We start from the raw sequence: 21,734 nt of genomic DNA on the forward strand, positions 1-21,734 counted from the left end.
CGCCGGCTCCGTCCATCCGTTGGTCTCGGCCAGGTGGAAGCACCCGGTCGGCGACGTGGCGGACCAGCGATTGCAGCACTTCGGGAGCGTCCTTCGCAAGTTGGTCATCGGTCACGCGGGCGAGCGCATGAACGTGGGTGTTCGGCTTGCCCCGTCCGAGGAACAGGTAGCGGTACCAAATGAAGTCCTCGGCCCAGTCCGCGCCGAGGTATGAATTGGAATCGCCTTCGCTGCCGAGAACCGCCGCAGCTGCGTCACCACGACGCTGTGGGCCCATCCGACCGGCTGGGAGATGAGTGTAGTGCTCCCGCAGAGCACGCAGCATCGCCATGTCGAGGTCGAGCGGCTCACAGAAGTAGACGCCAAACGGCGGAGTCCGTCCAACCACGCTCGCAGGTCGTCTCCGGAGCCGGATGGTTCAGCACCTAATCCCGCCACCAGTACCTGGGCGTCATGCTCGGCGGCATCGTCGCCAAAAAGATCCTTTGCGGTAATGCCGATCGCCAACAGCTGCCGGCAGGCATTTTGGACGCGTCCCCACCCGCCGCCGTCCCGGCCTCTGTCGAGGTCTAGGAGGGTGGCATATGGAATACCCAATCCGCTGAGGAGCCGCCAGAGGTGGTTCACATGTCGACCCCCGAGGGGAACAACGGCCACGAACGACCGGTCAATCTCAACACCCGTAGCCTCGGCGATCCGCGGGATGACGACCTCCTCGGAGCTTCCCTCGCCAAGGATGACGAAGCTGGCGAAATAGAGCTCGGGATATGTCCGCACCGCTTCACGTACATACTTCGCTGCGTCGTCGGGGTCTGCCGGCAACTCAATGCTTCGGACCTGGGCCTTGCGCCCACTGTCAACGCGGAAATGCCGGACCTGGCTAGGATCGATTCTCGCAAGAATGCTCGGGGAGTGGCTTGAGATGATCGCCTGTACACCGGGCTGGCCCGCTATGTCCTGAAGCTGACGGATGATTCGCGACAGGTAGAAGGGAGAGAGGTTGTTCTCCGGCTCCTCGACGGCTACAACTGTCAGAAAGGGCTTGATCAGCTTGTCGGTGTCCCAAGCATCGTCCATGTCAGTGACACCCGACTCGATGTCCAGCGCAGCTGCGGTCATCGAGATATGGAACAGCGATCGCTGCCCGTCGCTCAGCTCGCTGAGCGGCCGGTCGCCGCCCAACTCGTCCGGTCGGAACTTCATCTGAACTCCGCGGACGAACTCACCCAGACGTACGTCGATCGGTGCGAGCACCGGCGTGCTGTCGGTGCCTCCGCCGTAGAGGCCGCTCCATCGCTCGGCAGTCTGAGCTGACACACGCGCCACCCCTGGCTCTGCCAGAAAGGCGTTGTTAAGCGTTGCTCCAGTCATCGCCAGGGTCTCGCGGAGGTCATCGCTCCACCTCATCGCGCGCCAAAGCCGACCACGCAAAAAATCGGCCATGTGCGACGTGCCGTCCCGTACTGCAGGCACATAGACCATCCGGAGGTGAGCACGATCCTCGGCACCGAACCGCAGAAGCCTCTCGACGTCGCTTGACGCGGGTTCTGGCGGCAAGACCACATAATGCTGCTGATCGATCACTCCGTCATGGGTGCCATCGTCCACCCAGGTCGCCTCGAGCCGCAGGCGACACACCGGCGCGCGATCGCCGTCGCCGTCGACCGTCATCTGATTGAAGAATTCGGGAACGGCTACGGTGTCGGAGCCCTCGTCCATCAACTCGGGAAACACCAACTTCAGCTCGACGCTGAGGGTTCGCTTGTCCGGCGCGTCCACTTCGTCCGGTGGCACATGGAAGTCTTGCCGGACGATGGACTGTCGCCCCGCCCCCAGGACTCGCAGCAGCGACAACATTAAGGCCGTCTTGCCGGACCCGTTGTCCCCGATGAACACGGTCAGGCCGGCATCGAGCTCAACCGTCGTCGGTGTCGGTCCGAAGCACCGGAATCCCTTAAGCACAACATGGCTGATTAGCACTGATCTCCACTCGCCGATCGCCATCGCCACCATACGATGCACACGGCACGCAGATTTGACCCCTTGGCGTGCTGGTGCCGTCGTCGCTGTCTTTGGCTTGGTCAATTGAGGGCACGCTCGCCCGAGCGGGCGGCTTAGTGGTCGCCTTCGCGATGCAAGGCGACGGCCTTCCGGGTAGGACGACGCCAGAGGCATCGCCTGGCCGAAAAACATCGCCACCCATGACGGTCCCCTCTCGCTCGTCAGTGGTTATCGTCGGAGCGATCGGTAGGATCGACGAAGCGCATCGCACCTTTGCAACTCGATGGTGCGTTCGAGCATGATCCCCAATCATTGAACGCGAGCCGTCCGCGGAGATCTAGGTCTGGTCACCCGTTCGGGGGGACCATCGACCACATCGTCCATGGCACTGACAACAAGCAGAGCGGCGGAGCGGATGTTGGGTGAGGGCGCGTTCTGGTCGAGGGGTTCGTCCTCGAGGTGGGTACTGGCCCACGAGTCGGGTTGTCGTTTGGCGTGACGTTTGTCGCCGTCTGCGAGGCACTTGGTCAACGAGAGGTCGTTCATGTCGAGGAGCCGCGATTGACGCTGTGACGTTCGATGATCCGTCGTTGTTGCCGGAGGCGCTCAACTCCAACAGGCGACTTATGCGACGTGCACTGATCACGATCGGGAGGTTCACGCGCAGCACATGCGAGGAGGCACGTCGCGAAAGCCGCGAGCTCGTCGACGGGCCCGCATTCATCCGACTCCTCGGCCCGAGCTTCGGTCGGCCCTGGGCGAAGGGCCGTGCCGGGACCTGCCGGGCTCGTCGACAGTCCTGCCCGTATGGGAGGTGGCAGCGGTGACCGTCAGCGTTCACGTCCCGTGGCGGCTCGGCTGCCGAAACCGCGACGCCGCCCGGCAGTGGGTGTCCGCCCGCTGGGCCAAGCACTCCGCAAAGCCAACGGCGGCACGTTTGTTGTCGCCGACGGGGACGTTTGGACACGCCCCGTCGTCGGTAGAGCTCGCCGTTGCGAACGTCCGCGCCGGCGTCCGCCCGTGGGCGGTCCCGCACTGGGACTTTGCGCCAGCTGACCGAGGGTGCGACCGGTATGGTCGTCCTGCCCGACCTTTCACAACGAGGTGCCGCTCGAGTCCCGCTTCCGCGGCTGGGCGGCGAAGACGAGGCGTGGGGCACCGCCGTACACACGATCGCCGGCTACCCGTGGCGCGGCCTCCTCCCGCTCTTCCATCTCAGGCACCTGCCGCAGCAGCGGATCAACCGGCACATCGGCTCCGGGCCGAGCAACGAGCTGTGGGTCCGCTACACGTACGCCGCTGGCGTCCGCCGGACGTCTAGATGGCGACAAACATCTACTCACCAAATCCCGCGGCAGTGGGAACGACTCCGCGATCGGGTAGAACTCGCCGTGGACTCCTCCTCCGGCTGCCCGACCGAGTCGAACTCGCCGCAGCCGGCGTAGCTCAGCTCATGAGGGATGCACCCACCGCTCCGCTGTCACCGGGGGGAATCGGTCGCGCCGGGAACCGCGTGAGTGCGTCGTAGCTATTGTCCATGATGGAGCCTTAGAAGCGTTGCCAGAGTGACGCGTCGGCCTTGGGCGCCGTCCTGTTGGCCGTAGGGGTAGCATGCGCTTATGCGCACTCAAAGTGCGTTCCAGCGCGGACGTTGGGGGCTGGCATCCCCCCTCGGACACAAACCGATTGCCAACGGTGCGGCTCAAGATCGATTTGGGCGCGCACCGTTCTTGTTTGTGGGTCATAGGTCAGGTGGAGGCCGAGCTCGCGGTAACGTCGAGCTTGTGCTCGGGTTCGGCGTCGCGTATCGCGGTGACCAGGTCGCCGAGTTCCTCGATGATCGCGGTGATCTGTTCTTGGGCCGGCTGGGTGGCGTCGTTGCTCTCTCGCTAGCGGAGCATGCTGGTGTTCCCGCTGGGCTTGTTCGCGTTCGGCTTCGGTTTCGGCGATCCACGCAGTGGCCACAGCCGGGGATGCGCCGGCGTCGAGGGCGGCCCGGTAGCGCGCGAGTTCCGCATTGCACTCGGCCACGGTGGGTCCGAGTGGCTGGGCGTAAGCACGCCTATGCGCGCTTGTCGCCGGCCCTGCGTGCGAGCAGCCGCCGATGTCGAACAGATGAGGAGACGATTCGACAGTTTGCGTAGGCGGACCGGTTTCGCCGCTCGGGTCGTATGTAGCGAGTGCGGCTCGGTAGTGGGCATCGGCAACCCGGCGGAGGTTCGTCGGCGACGACACGGTCAATCGGCGTGAGGCTGCGCAGTGGTAGTAGAGGCGTCCGTGCCGACGTCGAGCCGCGACCGGTGGCTGGAGGAAAGTAGAGGCCTAGGGTGGCTGGACGCTGCGCACCACACCGTTACCACGGGCCCGTCCGAGTGGGGCAGGCCCGTGGACGTCAGATCAGGAACGCGCCACCGCGGGTGAACACGACCTGGACCTCGCCGGTCGCCCGCAGCACAGTGCGCCGGTCGCCGGTCACCGGGTCGAGCGTCTCCAGCCGCGTAGTCATCCACGGTGAACGGTCGTCGTTCGCGCTCAGCAGGAAGCCGTCCGCACCGACCGCGATTAGCCGCAGGACGTACTTCTCGCTCCCCGGCGCAGGCAGCCGGAACCGCCGCAGCGGCAGGCCGGTGCCGGGGTCGACCTCGTAGACGTCGGCGGGCGAGTACGTCCTGGACTCGCTTGCTGGGACGCGCACCTGTGGCTGGAACACCAGCCCGCCGGTGTCCGGACGGACGCGGATCGCCTCGTCGACCCCACCGTGCCAGCCGAACGGGTCGGTCAGGCCGAGCGTGTTGGCGAGCACCGAGACCGAGCGGCTCGTCTGGTCGACAGGGTCGACGAAGCCGACGCCGAAGCCGAGGTCGCTCGGCGGGAGCGAGAGTGTCCCAGGGGGCGGAGCGGGCGACTCGGTGGTCACGGGCAGGTCCGGCTGCGGGGTCGCCGACGCGTCCAGCGACAACCCGGGGATGGCGCTCAACGGCACGTCTTGCCGAACGGTGTCCAGCCGCCGGGGCATCAGCAACAGCTCACCGTCGGCGGACATCCCGCGCGGCGACCACCACGCCGGGTCCGGCACCGGCACCGTCTGGTTCCTGCCGTCCTCGGGCCGGTAGACGGTCGCGACCTCCGGCGGCCGAACGTCGGGCCGGCGCCGCGCCAGCACGGCCAGTGTGCCGTCGACCGACCACCCGGCGACATCGCTGTCCACCACCCTGCGGGTCCGGCCGTCGACCAGCGAGTGGAACACCAGGTCGCCGCCGGCCTCGTACGCCAGCCAGCGTCCGTCCGGCGACATCCCGCGGGCATCGCCCGGGACCTGGTAGCTCTTGCCGTCGCTGGTCAGCAGGCTCTGGGCCGCGCCGGGGGTCGCCGTGCGGTAGACCAGTGCACCCGGGCCGACACCCCGGTCGGTCGGCAGCACGGGCTGCTGGGCGGGTTCCGACGGGATTAACGTCGGCGGCAGCCAGTCGAGCCGGCCCGTCGTGGCCGGCCGGGTGGCGTCGACGGTCTCGTAGTCCGGTGCCGGCGTGCCGCGGTCGCTCGTCACCGCCACCGCCGCCGTTCCGGCGGCGAGCAGGGCCGCTGCGGCCGCGACGCCTCGGGTGATCAGGTTGTGCCGCCGGGCGCGGCGCATCGCCGCCCCGGTCACGTCGTAGTGCTTGGCCCGGTCGGCGGTCTCGGCGAAGTGCTCGCGCAACCCGGTCATCGGCCGGCCTCCTCAACGGTCAGTTCGGCCAGATGTGGGGCGATGACCCGCAGCCGGCCGAGGGCGTACGCGGTCTGGCTCTTCACGGTGCCCTCGGTGACACCGAGGATCTCGGCGGCCTCGGCCACCGACCGGTCGTCGTAGAAACGCAGCACCAGCACCGCCCGCTGGCGCGGAGTGAGCCTGGCGAGGGCCGCGTCGACGGCCAGCCGGCGGGTGGCGTCGTCGATCGGGTCGTCGGGCGCGGGACGGTCTGGCAGGTCGTCGAGCGACCACTCACCGCGCTTGCGCCACAGCGAGATGGCGGCGTGGTAGATCGCCCGGCGGACCCAGGCCTGCGGTTTGCTCGTAGCGCCGGATCCGGTGCCAACTCTTCGCGGCCTTGAACAGGGCGGTTTGCAGCAGGTCCTCTGCCGCCGTGTGGTTGCCGGCGAGCACGAACGCCAGCCGCGACCACGCGCCGTTATGGGTCTCTACGAACTCACGGAAGCCGTCGAAGCCGGTCACTCCCGTAAACACGCTCCGGCTCCCGAACCGGTTGGAACGAATCTCTAAGTGCACGGCCCCGTCGCGGGCCACCGGCGCTCGTCGGGCCTGGCGGCCCAGACTCGACGCCGAACAGCACGCCCTCCGGGACCACCCTGACTATGACGGGTCACGATCCCCAGGTAGCGGCGGGCGGTTGCCCAGTCGCGCGCTGGCCCGAGGCGAGCCGTCGGCGACATGATCTGGCCGTGGCGGAAGAGCAGCCGCAAGTAGTGGCTATCGACGCGACGCTGCTGGTTGGTGCTCGGCGCTGAGGCGCGCATTGGACGACACCGGCAACGATGAGCGACCCGGACCCGGCGCACTCGATCCAGGCTGGCGACGACTTGAAAGTGGTGACGACGGCGGCACTACGCTGACGGCATCCCCAATCATGGCCATGGGACCGCGCGGCGTTACCTCCTTCGTGGCGCGGGTTGGACTTGAGGCGGTGCGTCGAGCGCGGGACACTGCGCGCATGGGTGGAACAGTTCTCGGCGGCCAGGACCGCCCGCCGCCGCAGCGTTGGGGTTGGGACGACAAGCGGGCGTTCGGCCGGGCGCTGGCGACTCAGGCCGGAGGTAAGGCCGCCGAACCGGAGGCGAACGCGCAGGAGCGCGCCACGGACACGGAGAAGTCAGCCGAGGCCGAGTAGGTGCGTTCTTCGATAACTCCCTACCCGTGACCGCGAGAGTCATCACGGTTGAGCGGGCCTGGATTCGTGCGACCGCGTCTGCGGTGCGGCGGATGCGGTGTTGACGGTACAACTACGCGCTGGTGCGCAAATTCAGGTGTGCGTGTTCAGAGACATTTGAACACGCACTTTTGCATGTGACGGTGCCGTCGATTGTTGCTCGGTGGCAGGGGTGGTCCTCGTGATCGCCCCTCTGCCTGCTGTCGGCTAATCCGCCACGCATAGACCAGACGGCCTCAACCAGGTCATGCACCTGCCCCGACGGTGAGTCCCTGACTCGAAATCCGTGCGGCGCGCAGGAGGTCCACGACGCCGGGCCGCGTACCGACCGGATTTGAGTTCGCCAAGACGTCTTGCAGTGGACCTTTCAGGTCGGGTCCCGGAAGTTCATCGATGATCTGCCCACGGTGAACTGCGGCAGCGGGGCGATGGACGATGTCCTCGCGCGCCATCCGATGGGTGGCTCTTCGAAGGGATCGGGACATGACGACGATTTCCACTCGGGACGGCCGGTTGCTCGACGTGGAGGTAAGCGGCACCGCCGATGGTGTACCGCTGGTCTTCCACCACGGAACCCCTGGGTCGGCTTGGCCGTTGCGTTACATGCAGCGGTGCGTGCACGAGCGGGGCCTGCGGCTCGTGACGTTCTCCCGGGCCGGTTACGCCGGCTCTACGCGCGCTGCGGGCCGGGCTGTGGTGGACGTGGTCGCGGATGTGCGGGACGTGCTCGACCACGTCGGCGCTGCGCGCTGCCTGGTGGCGGGCTGGTCCGGGGGCGGGCCGCACGCCCTCGCGACGGCCGCGCGGCTGCCGGAGCGGGTGGTGTCGGCGCTGGTGATCGCCGGGGTCGCGCCGTACGACGCCGAGGGCCTGGATTTTCTCGCCGGGATGGGCGAGGACAACGTCACGGAGTTCGGCGCGGCGGCGCGGGGGGAGCAGGACCTGCGCCCGTACCTGGAGAAGGAGGCCGAGGGGCTGCGCGACACTGACGCCGCGGGTCTGATCGCCGGGTTGTCGAGTTTGCTGCCGCCCGTGGACCGGGCCGTGCTGACCGACGAGTTCGGCGTGGATCTGACGATCGGCTTCGCGGAGGGGCTGCGTCTGGGCGTCGACGGCTGGCTCGACGACGACCTCGCCTTCACCAGGGACTGGGGTTTCGAGCTGGCCGAGATCGCCGTGCCGACGTACGTGTGGCAGGGCAGCGAGGACCTGATGGTGCCGTACGCCCACGGCAAGTGGCTCGCCGCGCACGTGCCGGGGGTGACCGCCCACCTGGAGCAAGGGGAGGGACACCTGTCGGTGGCGGTCGGGGCTTTCGACCACATGCTCGACGAACTCGTTGCCGCGCTGTGATGCCGCGCGATCTCCGATCCGGCCGCTGAGAATGCCGCCTGGGTGCACGGGGCCGGCCCAAGCTTGGATCAGGTCGATGTAACGATCGAGCCAGATTTACGATCATCGACTAGAGGAACGCTCAGTTGACCATGGCCGCCCGGCCCGATCTGGGTGCTGCCGCTGTACAGCCGCATCGCCGCGCCGCACGTCTGGCGGTTGATCGCGTAGCCCCAGTCCATCCAGTTACTCAAGTTGTAGTAGCCGTAGTTGTAGAACTGGAAGTAGTGCCGCCATTCCCTGTCCCCGTCGACGATGACGAGGGCGCAGGCGTACCCGGTCGGGCAGACCGGCACGAAGCCGTTGTACGCGAAGTTCTCGACTACCGGCGAGGTCGAGGGTCGTACGACCGCCGCGGCGGCCCTGGTGACGGTCGCTTGCGCCGGGGTGGGCGCTGTCACCACCGCCAGCGACGCCATCACGACGCCGAGCAGTCCGATGCTGAGGATTTTCCGTCTCATTCCGACCCTCCTGTTTCGAGTCCCGTACCGGTCGAAGCACCCCCGTTGGTGACGTGCCGGTCCGACTCCCATCTCGCCGACGCTCTGGCGTTGGACGGTGCCGATCGGGAGCGGCTCTTCGGCGACTACAACGCGTGGCCGTGACGTTTGGAGCGATGTGTTGACGCCGGCGCGGCGACACCGGGACGGCGCATGTGGAGAGAGCCCGTCTGAGCTGCCGGACAGTCTCGCGCGTTATCGAGCCTCGGGCTGCCTGCAACCTGTCGACGGCATCCGGTCCGTGACCACCCGGCGTGAGCACAGGTAACGGCGAGATAACTCAGGGATACAGAACCGCCAATGATCATTAGCATCGAGGCCAACCAAGCGGCCTCGTCTGGCCATCCACGATGGACGAATCGACGTACCGCGAAGATCATCCGATGTTTGGGTCTGATCATTCAGGGAGATCGCGGAGATGCGGAAGAAGCCTCTTGCTCTGACACTTGCCATGTCATTGCTCCTGTCCATGGGTGTGCCGGCTGCCGCGTCCGCCACGAGCTCCGGCAACAAGCGCTTCCAGCCCGGTGTCACCTACGACCTGTCCGTGACCGACGCCGAGCGCGACGCGATTCACGCGGAAGTCGAGGCGTTGGCTGGACGCGTCAACAGCGCCAGGGCGGGGGACGGCAGCTACGACCCGCTCAGTCTGATCGGGGCGATGCTGGACGGGTCGAGCTATGACTCCATCTCCCGAGGCGGCACGGCCGCGACGGCGTACCCCTTCCCGGTCAGCAACACCGAAGCCAACCAGAACGAGTACGACCGCAAGGTCGCCAAGCTCGCCTGGGTGGTCAAGCTGGCCACCGATCTGGGGTTCCCGGTGGTCGTCCAACGTCAACCCGACAAGTACGTCTACGCGGAGATCGGTGACCCGGACGCCCCCGAGATGGTCATGGCGTTGAGCCACCTCGACTCGCCGACGGCTTCCGTTTCGGCGGCCCAGCTCGCGCGCTGGCGGGACGCCGATGGCAACCTCGGCACTCCTGGCGCCTACCACTCTCCCTACGTCCAGGACGGCTGGGTCTACGGGGCGGGCATCCAGGACGACAGCGGCCCGACGCTGGCGACGCTGCTCGCGGCCAAGGCGCTGCTCGAGGCCGGGTTGCCCATCGACCGACGCATCCGCATCGTCATGGGGATCTACGAAGACGGCGGTCCCGGCACGCCGTCGACGACGAACACCGCCACCTTCCAGTCCATCCCGTACAACTCGAACCCGAGCTTCTACGACAACTGGGCCTACAAGAACCTCAACCGCGAAGAGATGCCGATCGCGGCGTACACCTCGGACTCGCGGTTCCCGGTCATCGTCGGCAACTCCGGAGCGGTGACCCCGGCGGTGTCGATGAGCCTGTCCGCGGACAGCGCCAAGGCCTTCCGGCTGACGGGTGCCACGGCCGGCGTCACTCTCCGCGAATGCGACCCGACGCTCAAGGACATCGCGTACGGCAGCACCACGCAGATCGCCTCTCGGGCCATTTTCACCCTCGATGTGGCAGGGGCGAGCTCCGCCGAGCGCCGCCGGTTCGTGTCGGCGATCACCGACGCCGCGAAGTCGAAGCGTTGGCTCCCGGCTGCTCGCGGCACCACGCCCAAGGTGCAGACCACGATCACTGGCGATGCGCTCACGCTGGAGATCAACACCGATGTGGCGATGGAGATGCCGACCCCGCAGTACGGCAAGAACGCCGTCGTGTGGGGGATGTACCTGCTCTCCAAGGGACTCGGCGCGGTGAGCGTCTCGGCCGCCGACATGCAGTTGAAGAAGGCCGCTGACGGCATCGCCGACCTGTTCTTCCGCGACGGTGTCGAAGGCGAGGCCTACATCGGCAAGTACATGGGCATCCCGGCGAACCTGTTGCGCAACCCGAGCAACGGCACGCCGAACCTGACCTTCGCCCTCATGGGCGGCATCAACTCAGAGACTCCGACGAGCTTCTACACCGACGCCACCGGAAGCCTCAACATCCCGATGTACGTGCGCAGCATGCACGTCACCGCGGCTGACTCCAGCCAGGCGACGGCGGCGGTCACAGCCGCCTTCCAGGCGAAGGGGTTCGCCATCGGCGACCTCGGCTCGCCGGTCGGCGCCGGCTTGTACGTCGATCACGACAACCCGCTGACGGCTCTTCAGTTCGGCAGCTACCGCGCCTCGGTCGAGGGCAATCCGAAGGAGTTCGCGGATCCGAACTCCCTCAAGGACGTGGTCTATCCGCAGGGCACGACCGGCGGCACCCTGGCCAGCAGCTACCGCAACAAGATGACCGCTTTCGGCGCCGTCATCCCGGGCAACGAGCGCTGGTGGCACACCGCCAACGAGCGGATGAAGGTCGACTCGGCAGTGCAGATGACCAAGATCATGGCCGACGGGATGCTGGAGATGGCCCGGTACTCAGGGCCCGCCGGTGCCAAGTTCATGTCGGCCAACATCCCAGGGCTGAACGCCGACCGGTCGGACCTCGACCTGCTCGACGTCACGATCGGAACCTTCAAGGACGCGTCGGCCGCGGTCGGCACGAGCCAGTTGGGCAGCCAGGCCCTGCTCGGCGCCACGACGTTCAACGTTCCGATGTGGAACGTGCGCGGAAACTCGGCTCCGACGGCGTCGGCTTTCGCGCTGGGGCACGCCCCGGGCGGGGTCTACCTGCCGCTGACCGACACCGATTACCTGAACAGCACGTACGTGGCACCGATGCGGCTGGAGTTCAAGGTGGAGCGTCCCGGCTACATGTCGGACCCGGCTTGGGCGAAGTTCGTCGCCGGCGGCTACGGCGACTTCCAGTTCAACATTCTCGTCCGCGACACGGTTGTGCCGCTGGCAGTTCCCGCGGGGCAGAGTGCGGACAAGTACTTCTCCTCGCGCATCTCGGCCAACAACCCCGACGCCATCTACCTGTCGGTGAACCTCGCGATCACCGATGCGCCGTACACCGGGGTGCAGCCCATCCTCGCGGATTCCAAGACGGACCTCTACACGGTCAACCCGACGTACCTGGCCTCGAACCCGGATCCGTTCCCCGGGCGCGGTGCCATCGAGCAGCGTGGCTTCTTCCAGTTCGGTGACGGGCAGAAGAACGCGGAGTTCTCCTCACCCGACGCCGTGTACGTGACAGTCGCCAACGCGGTCGTCGGTGCGAAACCGTCGGCTGTGGTGAAGAAGCTGAAGGGCAATACGAACGAGTTGACCATCACGGTGAAGCAGACCCATGTCGACGGCAGCGAGACTCCCGTGGCGGCCACGTTCACCATCAAGAACAACGCTGCTGGCACCTACCAGGTCGGCGATTACCAGGTGTACGTCGAAATCAAGGGCAACACCCAGGTGCGGTCGATCTTCCTCGTGTGAGAAGCGGCCGTCAGAGATATCGACCCCTCGTGAAGGAGCCGCAATGAGCATGATGTCCACGAGTCGGCGACAGTTCCTGCAACGACTGGGAGGCGCCATTGCTGCCGGAGCAGGCGTCACGTTGATTCCGGTCGGGTTCGCCTCGGCATCGCCCAACACCGGCCAGGCGTTGACTCCTGGCGATGCTGGCAGCGTGCCGACGTACCCGGGAGACCCCGGCTTTGTCGCCAGGAGTCCAGAGGAACTGGCTGCCGCCAAAGCCAGTTGGGAAACGCCGGAATATGGCTACTACACCGGGCACAATCCCGCGAATCCCGGCACAGCGGTTGATTCCCCATGGCAGCTCGTCGCGGTGAACGCGTCCACCGCGTACGCCCTGGGCTACTTCGGGCAGGGCGTCGCGCTGGGCATGATGGATTCGGGCTACCGGACTACACACGAAGCATTTCAGACCGGGCTGATCGTTCCGGTGAGAGCGGAGGGTGTCTACGGCACGTCCGGCTTCGGGTATCGAAACGCAGCGACCCCGGGGAACCCGTTCACCGCGGGGGAGCCGTTCACTGTGGCCGGTGATCAGGCGAGAACGACCGACTACAGCCACGGGACCGGCATGCTCGGAGTTACCTCCGGCATACGTGATGCCAAAGACCAGCACGGCATCGCCTTCGGATCGACGATGTATGTGGCCAAGACCGGCGGTTCCGACACCCAGTCGCACGGTCCCTTCCACGACTACGTCTACTGGCATACGGCCAACAAGGCACTGGTCGGTGCGGGCGCCCAGGTCATCAACAGCAGTTGGGGCTCTTTTGTCCAGACCATCGACAGAGCCCGCTTCGACGGTCGCGGAAACGATCTTGGGGTCAACGGCAACCTCGCCAACGCTTACCAAGTAGCTGGCAAAGACAGCGTCAGCCCCACGGCGATGGCGACCATTGTCCCCAACGAGTACCTGAAGGATCTGGAGTACCAGTACTTCTTCTTCCTGAAGAGTTATTCAAGAGGCGGCATTCAATATAATCCGCACCACCCCGGACTTTCCTTCATGGACGCCATCTGGGACGCCATCAAGGACAGCGGCACCGTCAACGTGCGGTCGTCCGGGAACAACGACTGGAGCAACCCGTATTTCCGCCCGGCGTACCCCCTCTTCAATCCTGCGGCGGAAGGGCAGTGGGTAGCCGTTGGCGGGGTGCAACCGCCCACGGCCAGCAATCCCGAATACACCAAGCAGTCCGGGTTCAACGAGGCTGGGCTCGCCAAATGGTGGACCGTGTCGACCCCTTCGAACAGCGTTCGGACCACGAGTAGCGGTGGCGACACCAACTATTCGAACTCGAGCGGCACGTCACCGGCGACGCCCGTTGCGACGGCGGTGATGGGGGTTCTGCTCTCCCGCTATCCGAATATGGACGCCATGCAGGTGCGTGAGCTGATGTTCACCACGGCGAACAACAAGATGTCCGACGGCGTGAGGTTCCTCGGCACCGGGCAAACCTCCCCCTCCGGGGCATCCATCGCCTGGACCGCTCCCGACGGTCTTCCGGACGATCGCTGGGGCTGGGGGATTCCCGATCTGGCCAAGGGCATGTACGGCCCCGGCCAGTTCCTGAGCCCCATGACGTACGACATGGACAAGGCGCCCCTGGACGTCTGGTCGAACGACATCAGCCAGATCGCGATCAAGGAAAGGGAAAAGGAAGATCTGCGGTGGCTGGCGGCCTACAAGAAGGAGGGCATCGCCTACGCCGGTGAGTTCAGCCCCAACGTGCTGAACCGGGACGGCACGCTTGACGAGCAGGCCTTCGTGCTTCAGGGCATTTTGGCCGATCCTGCCGTTCAAGCCATCACCGACGGCCATCCCGAGTTGTACGACAAGATCTCCTATGTGGACGCTGTCAAGTGGCGCAAGCGATGGATGGATGCGCGCGCGGCCCACATTCAGCACAAGATCCGCCACAACCTCTACACGGCTTCTCTGGTCAAGCAAGGCCGTGGCACGCTGATCATGACCGGCGACAACACCTTCAAGGGCCGCACGACGGTCGAAGGCGGCAAGCTCGCGATCAACGGCTCGCACGCGAGCTCCGTCGACGTCAAGCGCGGCACGCTCAGCGGCACCGGTTTCGTGGCGGGCAGCGTCGACGTCCACAGTGGTGTGTTGGAGCCTGGCCTGTCGGCTGAGGAAGCGGCGTCCGCGGCGTCCCTCACCCTCACCGACGTCGTGCCCGGCAACGTCCTGAAGGTCGGCGGCGACGTGACCGTCGGCCGCGCGGGTAGCCTCGCCATCACCGTCTCCGGCGACCATGACTACACGAGCGTGCGGGCCGAGGGTGACCTGGTGCTGGGCGGCGAACTCGACCTGGACATTCGCGCGCGCCTCACTCCGGGCACGGTTCTGACGATCATGAGCGGCGACTCGATCAAGGGCAACTTCCATTCCCTGCCGGAACGGCGGGTCCTGAACGCAGGCCGCCACCTGCTCAGGGTGTCCTATCGGCACGGCGATGTGACGCTGACCGTCGTGCGGACGCTGCCCGGGGCAGGGTCCGACCGCGTCTAGCCACGTGGCTTGGCCAGACAGGCTCAGGTTCGCCTGAGTCTGTCTGGCCAGGCGTCTTTCTCGCGCGGCGAAACCCGGATGTCGAACCGACCGTTTCCCCGGCGAGGTCACCCCTGGCGGCTTCAGCGGGTCCGCGCACAAAAGACTCCCGTAGAGCTCGATGGCGGCCGAGACGTTCGCGGCCATGGGCACGATGACAGCCCGGACGCTCGTGCCCTCCCACGTGGGGCGCCTTCCGCGGACGAACCTCGAGATGGCCGACCTCGACGGGGAGGCGCACCGCGGCGTCGAACGCATCTTTCCGCGATCGTTCAGATGCCTCGCTATGGCCCGGACCCGCTGCGACCTGGGACCCACAGCTCTTGACAGGGAGGGCGGGCCCGGCGTCTAATCCATGTCGTGACATACATGTCACGACATCTAAGGAGTCGCGATGGCAGGCGTCACCCGGGTTGCGGTCGTCAGCACCGGCACCGTCCAGATCCGCCCCGAACACCGCGAGACGAACGGCACCCCGCTGATGTGGTGGCTCAACACGTCTCGCCGATGGACCGACCCCCTACCGATCAATGTGTACGTGATCGAGCACGACAAAGGGCTCGTGCTGTTCGACACCGGCCAGGACCGCCGCTCGGTCACCGACCCGGGGTACTTCCCCGGCGGTCCGGCCGGCCACATCTACCGCCGGCTTGCCAAGTTCGACGTTCCTGCGGGGGCAACCCTGACCGACCGCCTTCGCGAACAGGGCTACAACATCGGCGACGTGCGCGTTGCCGTCCTCTCCCACCTGCACCAGGACCACATCGGCGGCCTACGGGAGCTGCCCAGATCAGCGAAGATTCTGGTTCATGCCGCCGAGCTCGCGGCGGTCGACAAGAAGCTCGCAGTCTTCGCCGGCCTGATGCGGGAACACATCCGCGTGCCGGGCGTCAGCTTCACGGCCGTCACTCCGCAGCGCGTCGAGGACCCGGACCTCGCGCCGTTCTCCCACGCGCACGACGTCATGGGTGACGGCTCACTTATGCTGCTGCCCACCCCCGGGCATACGCCCGGGTCGATGTCGCTGCTGTTACGCGACCAGGGTCTGCCGCCCATGCTGTTCGTCGGCGACGTCACCTACGACGTGCAGCGCCTCGCAGCCGACCGCATCCCCGGCGTCGGCGACCCCACCGGACTGCACGAGGTCACCCGGCGAGTCAACCTGTTGGCCGCCCGCCACCCGGGCATGCCGGTTCTCGCCGCGCACGACCCCGCCGCGGCCGGGCTCCTGGCCACGGCGGTGCGGGAACACGGCACGATGCGGGGGTGAGAACAGCCGAGCAGCTTCGCTACTTCATCCTCGCCGCACAACGGGAAGGCAACCGCCAGCTGACCGTGATGCTGTCCGAGGTCGGCGTCACACCGGCGCAGTCGGAGGCATTGCGCATCCTCGCCGATCACGGCCCGCTCGCGCTCAAGGATCTCGGTGAGATGCTCGTCTGCGACACCGGCGCCAGCCCGAGCCGCATCGTCGATCGACTCGTCGCCGCAGCCCTCGTGGAAAAGACCACCGGCGAACAGGACCGGCGGCAGGTCAAGCTCACGCTCACCACGCAGGGCCGGGAGAAAGCCGCCCGCGTCGCGGAGATCGAGAACCAGCTCTACGACCTGCTCGACCGCGCTGGCGAGGGAGCGGACATGGGCGCCTTCATCAGCTTCCTTCGCGGGTTCACCCGGCAATCACCCGCCGGACTCGCCCTGGCGAACCGCCTCGACGCCGAAAAGAAGCACACGGAATGACCGCGTCGCACAATGCGACATTCGCACGGGGGATTCAATGACCTTCCAGCTACGCCTGGACATCGCTGCCCCAGCCGACAGAGTATTCGACTTCGTAGCCGACTTCACGACCATGCCGATGTGGTATTCGGCGGTGCAACGCGTGGAGCGGGTCGAAGGCGTCGGCGGCCTCGGCACCCGGTATCGCGTATATCGGAACCTTCCCAACGGGCCCGCCCGCAACGAAGTGTCGATCACCAGTTACACCCAAGACCAGGAAGTCACCTTCACCTCGTTGAGCGGGCCAACCCCGTTCACCTATCGCTACCTGGTCCAGCCTGGAGGCGGCACCACGAGACTCATCCTCGAGGGAACCATCAGCGCATCAGGGCTGACCGGCCCCGCCGCACTCCTGGGGCCGCTCGCCGAGCGACTCTTCAAAGCCGGGATGCGGGACAACCTCGGCCAGCTCAAGCAGCTCCTGGAGCAATCCCGTAACCCATGACAGGTGATGGAACGATGGGGACGGATTCCGGGGCCAACGCCGACGGTCAGTTTCGGCGTCGATCTGCCCCGTGGCGGTCCTGTTCCAGCTTCGACCGGATCGCGTTTCCCGCCAGAGCGAGCACGTCGCTTTCGCGTCGACGATCAGTGCCGAAGACGCGATTGCAATGCAGGTGAGCGAACGACAGAGCTATCCGTTCGAGCTCTGCGGGAGCAGGGTCTGTGGCCTCGAGCCGAGTCACGTAGCCGCGGGCGCTGTCCCGCCGTCTCGCCCACGCGTCCAGAACGCTGCCGCAGCCCGGAAGGGCGGCGACGCCCGGCCGGTCCGCGCGCGTGTCGATCAGCTCCAGGATCTCGGCTCGCGAGGAGCGGAACGCTGCCCGTTGTGTTGGCTCGTTGCTCCATGCGGCCAGCCATCGCGCGATGGTCTCGGCGGGGCCAAAGGTGAGCAGCAGGTCGACGGCGCTGGCCGTCACGAGTCGGGTCCGGCCCGGCTCGTCCCCCCGCGTCAGGTCCAACTCGGCGACCGCGGCGTCGCTGTCGGCCTGGAACACCCGCTCGGCCGCGTCGAGCACCTCCGCTCCGCCGTACCGTTCCTGCTCCGGGTCGTAGCTGTCGAGCACCAGGCGCTGACTCAGCCCGGCGCTCCAGTCGTGGAGCACCGCCAGCCCGGCCGACCAGAGGGCGGCCGATTCGCCTTTCACCCGGATCCGTAGATGCGGTTCGGGGTCGGCGTAGCGCAGGTAGAACCAGCGGTCGAGCGAAACGGCGCGGCCGATCAGAGAGATCAGGTCGGGTAGGTGGTCGCGAATCACGTCATCCTGACGTGCGGCGGCGCAGTAGACCTTGGCGTAGAGCCACTCGCCGCCCGGGCGGTGGAGCTGTTCACCGGTGCGCACCCTGGCGGTCGAGAGCGACGGTTCCGAGTGGGGCTGCCGCCCCACGAGCGGGACGACCACCTCGCAGAGGTGCGGGCCGCGGTGGCCGAGCAGCCAGCCGTCACGGTAGTCCTCTCCGCCGGGAAGCTCGGTGATCACCGGTGGGGCCCGACGCACCTGCCGCCGCAGGATTCGGAGGTGTATCTCGTCGTCGAGGCACAGCGGGATACGCCGATCACGGTCTGCCAACAGGACCCTGTCGGGGATGCCTTCCTCGGCCTGCCAGCGACGTACCGCTTCGGTCCAGCGGCCCGGCTCGGCGTGGGCGGCGGATACCAGCGCCGTGCCGGCGGTGTTCCAGGACGCGGAGGACAGGATGGCGCGGCCGAGTCGCACCCGGGGCAGGAAGGGTGCGTGGCGAGTGGGACCCCAGCTCCACGGGAGCATCGCCCGCACCCCGTCGTCGCCGAGATCGCGCAGGAAGCGGACCACAGCGGGCAGGACGCCGTCCGCGCGGAGCAGGTCGAAGATGACGGGTCGGACGGCACGGCCGTCGGATAGCGAGACCAGGAACAAGCTTGCGGCGGTCGCACCGACGGCGAGCCGCCGCAGCGGTAGCTCGCCGGGTCGCCGCGGCGCGGTCGGCACGGAGACCGGGATCCGGCGGCACAACCACGACGGTGCCGCGGCGACGTTCGCTGCCCGGCCGGCGAGCGGCCGGTACTCCACTGTCGCGTCGGTGCGGCCGTCGCTGGCCGCCCGTACCACTTCCTCGATCTCGGTGCGAACGTTGTCGGGGAAGAGGTGGGTGAACCGTGCGAATGCCGTGCCCACCGGGTGGGTACCGAGATCGGGCGCGACGACGAGCCGGAAGTCGCCGGCGGACAGGGCATCGGCAGTGGGTGCCATCAGCCGGCCGTACAGCTCGAGAGACGCGGGAGCGGCGCCCCACGTGTCGTCCGCGAGCGTCGCGACGTCGTCCTCGGTGAGGACGACCTCGCGGTTGCGCTGTCGCGCCGCGTCGGTGACCAGCCGGGCCAGTAGGGCGCAGCGCGCGGGGTGTGGGTCGGGCGCGGGTTCGGGCCGGCCGCGCGACGGTGGTCCGAGACCGTGGTCCGGGGAGAGTAGCTCCAGCACCGGGACGAGCCGTTCGGTCCCGTACCGGTCGAGGAAACGTCGATGGTAGGCCGCCAACGGTCGCCAAGGCCGGCTCGGGGAGATCCGCCACAGCGCGTCGGCCGCTCGGGCGGCTTCTTGTGCGACCTCGCGAGGCAGCTCGATCGTCGCGTCGATCGCCAGGTCTACCTGGATCGGTGTGTCAGTCTGGTGCAGCGCGAGCATCGGTTCGCTGGCCTGCCGCAACAGCGTGCTGCCGGTTCCCGGCGGTTGGCGGTCGTACGCGTCCAGGCGGCCCTTGATGTCGGCGAACACGCCGGCCCACTGTGTGGTGGGCACGCGGTCCGCCCGGCCGACGACATGCTCCATGGGGTCCTGGCAGGCGCTGGTCGGTTCCAGGTCGGTCAACAGGAAGCGCAGCTCCACCAGTCTGGCGATCAGGTCCGTGAGGCGCTCCCGCGGTACGACCGGAAAGGCGGTCGCAACCCGGTCCACCAGGTGACGGCAGTGGACGGGGTGCGCGGCGGCGGCCAGGACGGCGGCCACGACGGGTGTACGCCGCACGGAGGTCTCGGCCAGCTCGCCGGATCCAATGAGGACCACCCGGTCGCCGATCACCGAGTACGCGTCGTCGGCGGTCAACCGCAACGCGGGCAGCAGCTCTCGCTCCATCCGCCGCAGCGCATGGCGCAACCACTCCCGGTCCGGTCGGCTGACCGTTCTGTGCCGGTCGCCGAGACGGACGCGCGCCTGGTCGGCCAGCCGGGCGGTGGCGACCCCGGCCAGCAAGCCGAACGGGGTCGCACGGGCGGCTGCCCGCAGGTGGTAGCCGGTGACCGACATGGCGATCCGCCACAGTTCGGCGGTGGGCGGAGGAGCCCCGCTCTGGTCGGTTGCCCGTGACCAGGCATCGGCGAGGCTTCGGCTGGCTACCTCGACCGCCTCCCGCAGCAGCGGGTCCCGGGCCAGAGCGCGCAGCCGGTCCACGAGCGCCGATCGGTCGTCGAGACCTGCCCGGTCCGGTGGCGGTGGCAGGTCGGAAGGCAGCGTCGGTACGCGCACGAGCATGAGGTCGAGGGCCCGGAACCTCAACGGCGACGGAATGGGATCGGGCACATCGCCTCCTGGTGGGTGACCGGGGCGGGTGCGGGCCGCAGGCCCGCACCCGCCGGTGGTGCGGTCAGTGGCGGGGCGCGAGGGTGGTCTCGTGAATCGGGCCGGCCAGGGTGGTCTCGTGGATCGGCTCCTGCTCGCCGGTCGACGCCGTGCGCTCGTCGAGGTGGAGCAGGTCGTCGATGTCCGTGCTGTTCATCTCGGTGTCCCCTTTCGCTGTCGTCGGTGGTGGTCGTGCCTCCGGATGGCACGCAGCCGAGGTTGGCATCGGGTTCTACGCGAGACGTACACGCGTCGTCGACGAGCAGAGCGTGTGTAGGCAGCCGCGATTGGCTTGCAGGATGCCCACTCGCAACGACATCGCGGTGCGGGAGCGCGGCCGCGTGCGACGCCTCGTTTCCGGGCTTGGCTGGTGGGATGCGCTGGCAACACCCGGCACCGGCCGGATGCTCGCGCTCAACGCACTGATCGACTCGGCGGGCACCGGCTTGGCCGCCGTCAGCCTGCCCGTCTACCTGCTGCGCGTGGTGCACCTGTCACCGTCTGAGTTCGCCCTCGTGCTCGCCGCCGGCGGCGTCGCCGAGCTGGCCATGTCCGTGCCGGCCGGCAGTCTGGCCGGCCGCCTCGGGCTGTGGCGGTACGCGATCGCGACGCGATGGTCGCGCGCGGTGCTGTACGCCGTTTTCGCCTGTACGACCTCGATGTGGCTCTTGTTGGCGCTCTCGGTGACGATCGGCGCCCTGCGAGCGGCCGGCAACGGGCTCAACCAGAGCATGACCGCCGAGGTGGTGGGGCCCGAGCAGCGGGGCGACACCCTGGCCGTGACCCGCGCCGTCCGCAACCTCGGTTACCTGGTCTCCGGTGGCCTCGGAGTGCTCGTTCTCGCTGCACCGTCCGATGTGCCTCTGCGCATCGCGTTGGTCGCCAACGGGTTGTCCTTCGTCGTCGGCGCGTTGCTGCTGACGCGCATCCGCCCTCGGCCCGGGTCGCCGGCGGGCGGTCAGGCAGTGCCCGGCCGGCAGATGGACTTCTCCGTGCTGCGCGATCTTCGCTATCTCGGTCTCATCGCCTCCGCCGCCGTGTTCGCCAGCACGATTCGCGTCCTGGACGTCGCGTTGCCTTTGTTCGTTCTCCGGGAGGCCGGGGTCCCCTTGGGGATCGTCGCCGGCATCGTCATGCTGAACACCCTGCTGGTGGTGTTGTTGCAACACCGCTTCTCCCGTTGGGTCACCGATCTGCCCACCGCGTTGCGCGCCTTGCGGTGGAGCGCGCTGAGCCTGGCCGCGATGGCGATCGTGCTCGCTGTGCTGCCCGGTCGGCCCGCCGCGGCGGTGGCCGTCGGTCTGACGCTGGCGGGGTTGCTGCTGACCATCGGCGAGCTGACCGAATCGCCCGCCTGGTGGACGCTGTCCTTCTCGTTCGCGCCCGCCGGCCGCTCCAGCGAGTACCTGGCGGCCTTCGACCTCAACTACGCCCTCCTGAACATCCTCGGCCCGCCGTTGCTGGTCGTGGTCGTGGAGCACGGCACGGCGGGTTGGTTGGGCTACGCCTGCGCGGTGGCGGCAGCGACACAGCTGGCACATGTCTTGGCCCGCCGTCAGCCGGCGGCGGGTCGCTAACCGCAGAAGGGGGACA

16 protein-coding genes are annotated in these 21,734 nt (G+C 67.6%); 9 read left to right on the forward strand and 7 right to left on the reverse strand.

Features of this window, described 5'->3' with window-relative positions:
• Positions 1-111: 111 nt before the first annotated feature.
• A complete protein-coding gene (locus BLV39_RS33025; RefSeq protein WP_204082744.1) occupies positions 112-2,004 on the reverse strand; it encodes an ATP-dependent nuclease in 1,893 nt (630 codons plus the stop codon).
• A gap of 1,070 nt (positions 2,005-3,074) precedes the next feature.
• Here BLV39_RS33025 and BLV39_RS42600 point away from each other — a divergent pair.
• Positions 3,075-3,446 (forward strand): hypothetical protein, encoded by a 372-nt coding sequence (locus BLV39_RS42600; protein ID WP_143049992.1) that lies wholly within the window; start codon positions 3,075-3,077, stop codon positions 3,444-3,446.
• 947 nt (positions 3,447-4,393) lie between these two features.
• On the opposite strand, the gene BLV39_RS33030 is transcribed toward BLV39_RS42600, so the two are convergent.
• The 3 genes from BLV39_RS33030 to BLV39_RS44465 are packed head-to-tail and all read right to left on the reverse strand — an operon-like array spanning position 4,394 to position 6,214.
• Positions 4,394-5,707, reverse strand: coding sequence for a hypothetical protein (locus BLV39_RS33030; RefSeq protein WP_090800990.1), 1,314 nt, complete (start codon positions 5,705-5,707; stop codon positions 4,394-4,396).
• On the reverse strand, positions 5,704-6,024 hold the full coding sequence (locus BLV39_RS33035) for a sigma-70 family RNA polymerase sigma factor (protein ID WP_239083570.1): 321 nt from the start codon (positions 6,022-6,024) through the stop codon (positions 5,704-5,706). Before BLV39_RS33035 ends, BLV39_RS33030 begins: the two co-directional genes overlap by 4 nt.
• Positions 5,984-6,214, reverse strand: coding sequence for a SigE family RNA polymerase sigma factor (locus tag BLV39_RS44465; protein ID WP_239083569.1), 231 nt, complete (start codon positions 6,212-6,214; stop codon positions 5,984-5,986). The genes BLV39_RS33035 and BLV39_RS44465 overlap by 41 nt, the downstream gene beginning before the upstream one ends.
• Before the next feature lie 496 nt (positions 6,215-6,710).
• On the opposite strand from BLV39_RS44465, the gene BLV39_RS43285 reads away from it, so the two are divergent.
• Together BLV39_RS43285 and BLV39_RS33040 are read left to right on the forward strand one after the other, a co-directional pair.
• Positions 6,711-6,887, forward strand: coding sequence for a hypothetical protein (locus BLV39_RS43285; RefSeq protein ID WP_176985210.1), 177 nt, complete (start codon positions 6,711-6,713; stop codon positions 6,885-6,887).
• Between the two features lie 522 nt (positions 6,888-7,409).
• A complete protein-coding gene (locus BLV39_RS33040; RefSeq protein WP_090800992.1) occupies positions 7,410-8,279 on the forward strand; it encodes an alpha/beta fold hydrolase in 870 nt (289 codons plus the stop codon).
• Between the two features lie 68 nt (positions 8,280-8,347).
• Here the strand turns inward: BLV39_RS33040 and BLV39_RS33045 are convergent, their stop codons facing one another.
• Positions 8,348-8,779, reverse strand: coding sequence for a hypothetical protein (locus BLV39_RS33045; protein ID WP_090800994.1), 432 nt, complete (start codon positions 8,777-8,779; stop codon positions 8,348-8,350).
• Between the two features lie 490 nt (positions 8,780-9,269).
• On the opposite strand from BLV39_RS33045, the gene BLV39_RS33050 reads away from it, so the two are divergent.
• From BLV39_RS33050 to BLV39_RS33075, 5 genes are all read left to right on the forward strand, one after another.
• Positions 9,270-12,167 (forward strand): M20/M25/M40 family metallo-hydrolase, encoded by a 2,898-nt coding sequence (locus BLV39_RS33050; RefSeq protein ID WP_176985211.1) that lies wholly within the window; start codon positions 9,270-9,272, stop codon positions 12,165-12,167.
• 43 nt (positions 12,168-12,210) lie between these two features.
• Positions 12,211-14,730, forward strand: a complete 2,520-nt coding sequence (locus BLV39_RS33055) for a S8 family serine peptidase (RefSeq protein WP_176985212.1) — start codon at positions 12,211-12,213, stop codon at positions 14,728-14,730.
• 433 nt (positions 14,731-15,163) lie between these two features.
• Complete coding sequence (locus BLV39_RS33065; RefSeq protein ID WP_090801003.1) at positions 15,164-16,039, forward strand: MBL fold metallo-hydrolase; 876 nt, start codon at positions 15,164-15,166, stop codon at positions 16,037-16,039.
• Positions 16,036-16,509 carry a MarR family winged helix-turn-helix transcriptional regulator gene (locus BLV39_RS33070; RefSeq protein WP_090801005.1) on the forward strand — a complete coding sequence of 158 codons (474 nt, stop codon included), beginning with the start codon at positions 16,036-16,038 and terminating at the stop codon, positions 16,507-16,509. Before BLV39_RS33065 ends, BLV39_RS33070 begins: the two co-directional genes overlap by 4 nt.
• Before the next feature lie 37 nt (positions 16,510-16,546).
• Positions 16,547-16,993, forward strand: coding sequence for an SRPBCC family protein (locus tag BLV39_RS33075; RefSeq protein WP_090801007.1), 447 nt, complete (start codon positions 16,547-16,549; stop codon positions 16,991-16,993).
• Positions 16,994-17,039: 46 nt separating this feature from the next.
• Here the strand turns inward: BLV39_RS33075 and BLV39_RS33080 are convergent, their stop codons facing one another.
• Complete coding sequence (locus BLV39_RS33080) at positions 17,040-20,102, reverse strand: lantibiotic dehydratase (protein ID WP_143049993.1); 3,063 nt, start codon at positions 20,100-20,102, stop codon at positions 17,040-17,042.
• 64 nt (positions 20,103-20,166) lie between these two features.
• Positions 20,167-20,298: a hypothetical protein gene (locus BLV39_RS44890; protein WP_275414250.1), complete on the reverse strand. Its 132-nt coding sequence runs from the start codon at positions 20,296-20,298 to the stop codon at positions 20,167-20,169.
• Between BLV39_RS44890 and BLV39_RS33085 the strand changes: the two genes are divergently transcribed.
• Positions 20,282-21,718, forward strand: a complete 1,437-nt coding sequence (locus tag BLV39_RS33085; protein ID WP_143049994.1) for an MFS transporter — start codon at positions 20,282-20,284, stop codon at positions 21,716-21,718. The genes BLV39_RS44890 and BLV39_RS33085 overlap by 17 nt on opposite strands.
• Positions 21,719-21,734 lie beyond the last annotated feature (16 nt).

The organism is Asanoa ishikariensis, assembly GCF_900107455.1.
GTDB classification, from domain to species: Bacteria; Actinomycetota; Actinomycetes; order Mycobacteriales; family Micromonosporaceae; genus Asanoa; species Asanoa ishikariensis.

Coding starts and splice junctions, on each gene's coding strand:
- BLV39_RS33040 (WP_090800992.1), top strand. CDS start 7,410: ATGACGACGATTTCCACTCGGGACGGCCGGTTGCTCGACGTGGAGGTA.
- BLV39_RS33025 (WP_204082744.1), bottom strand. CDS start 2,004: ATGGCGATCGGCGAGTGGAGATCAGTGCTAATCAGCCATGTTGTGCTT.
- BLV39_RS33030 (WP_090800990.1), bottom strand. CDS start 5,707: ATGACCGGGTTGCGCGAGCACTTCGCCGAGACCGCCGACCGGGCCAAG.
- BLV39_RS33045 (WP_090800994.1), bottom strand. CDS start 8,779: ATGAGACGGAAAATCCTCAGCATCGGACTGCTCGGCGTCGTGATGGCG.
- BLV39_RS33085 (WP_143049994.1), top strand. CDS start 20,282: ATGTCCGTGCTGTTCATCTCGGTGTCCCCTTTCGCTGTCGTCGGTGGT.
- BLV39_RS33065 (WP_090801003.1), top strand. CDS start 15,164: ATGGCAGGCGTCACCCGGGTTGCGGTCGTCAGCACCGGCACCGTCCAG.
- BLV39_RS42600 (WP_143049992.1), top strand. CDS start 3,075: ATGGTCGTCCTGCCCGACCTTTCACAACGAGGTGCCGCTCGAGTCCCG.
- BLV39_RS33055 (WP_176985212.1), top strand. CDS start 12,211: ATGAGCATGATGTCCACGAGTCGGCGACAGTTCCTGCAACGACTGGGA.
- BLV39_RS43285 (WP_176985210.1), top strand. CDS start 6,711: ATGGGTGGAACAGTTCTCGGCGGCCAGGACCGCCCGCCGCCGCAGCGT.
- BLV39_RS33050 (WP_176985211.1), top strand. CDS start 9,270: ATGTCATTGCTCCTGTCCATGGGTGTGCCGGCTGCCGCGTCCGCCACG.
- BLV39_RS33075 (WP_090801007.1), top strand. CDS start 16,547: ATGACCTTCCAGCTACGCCTGGACATCGCTGCCCCAGCCGACAGAGTA.
- BLV39_RS44890 (WP_275414250.1), bottom strand. CDS start 20,298: ATGAACAGCACGGACATCGACGACCTGCTCCACCTCGACGAGCGCACG.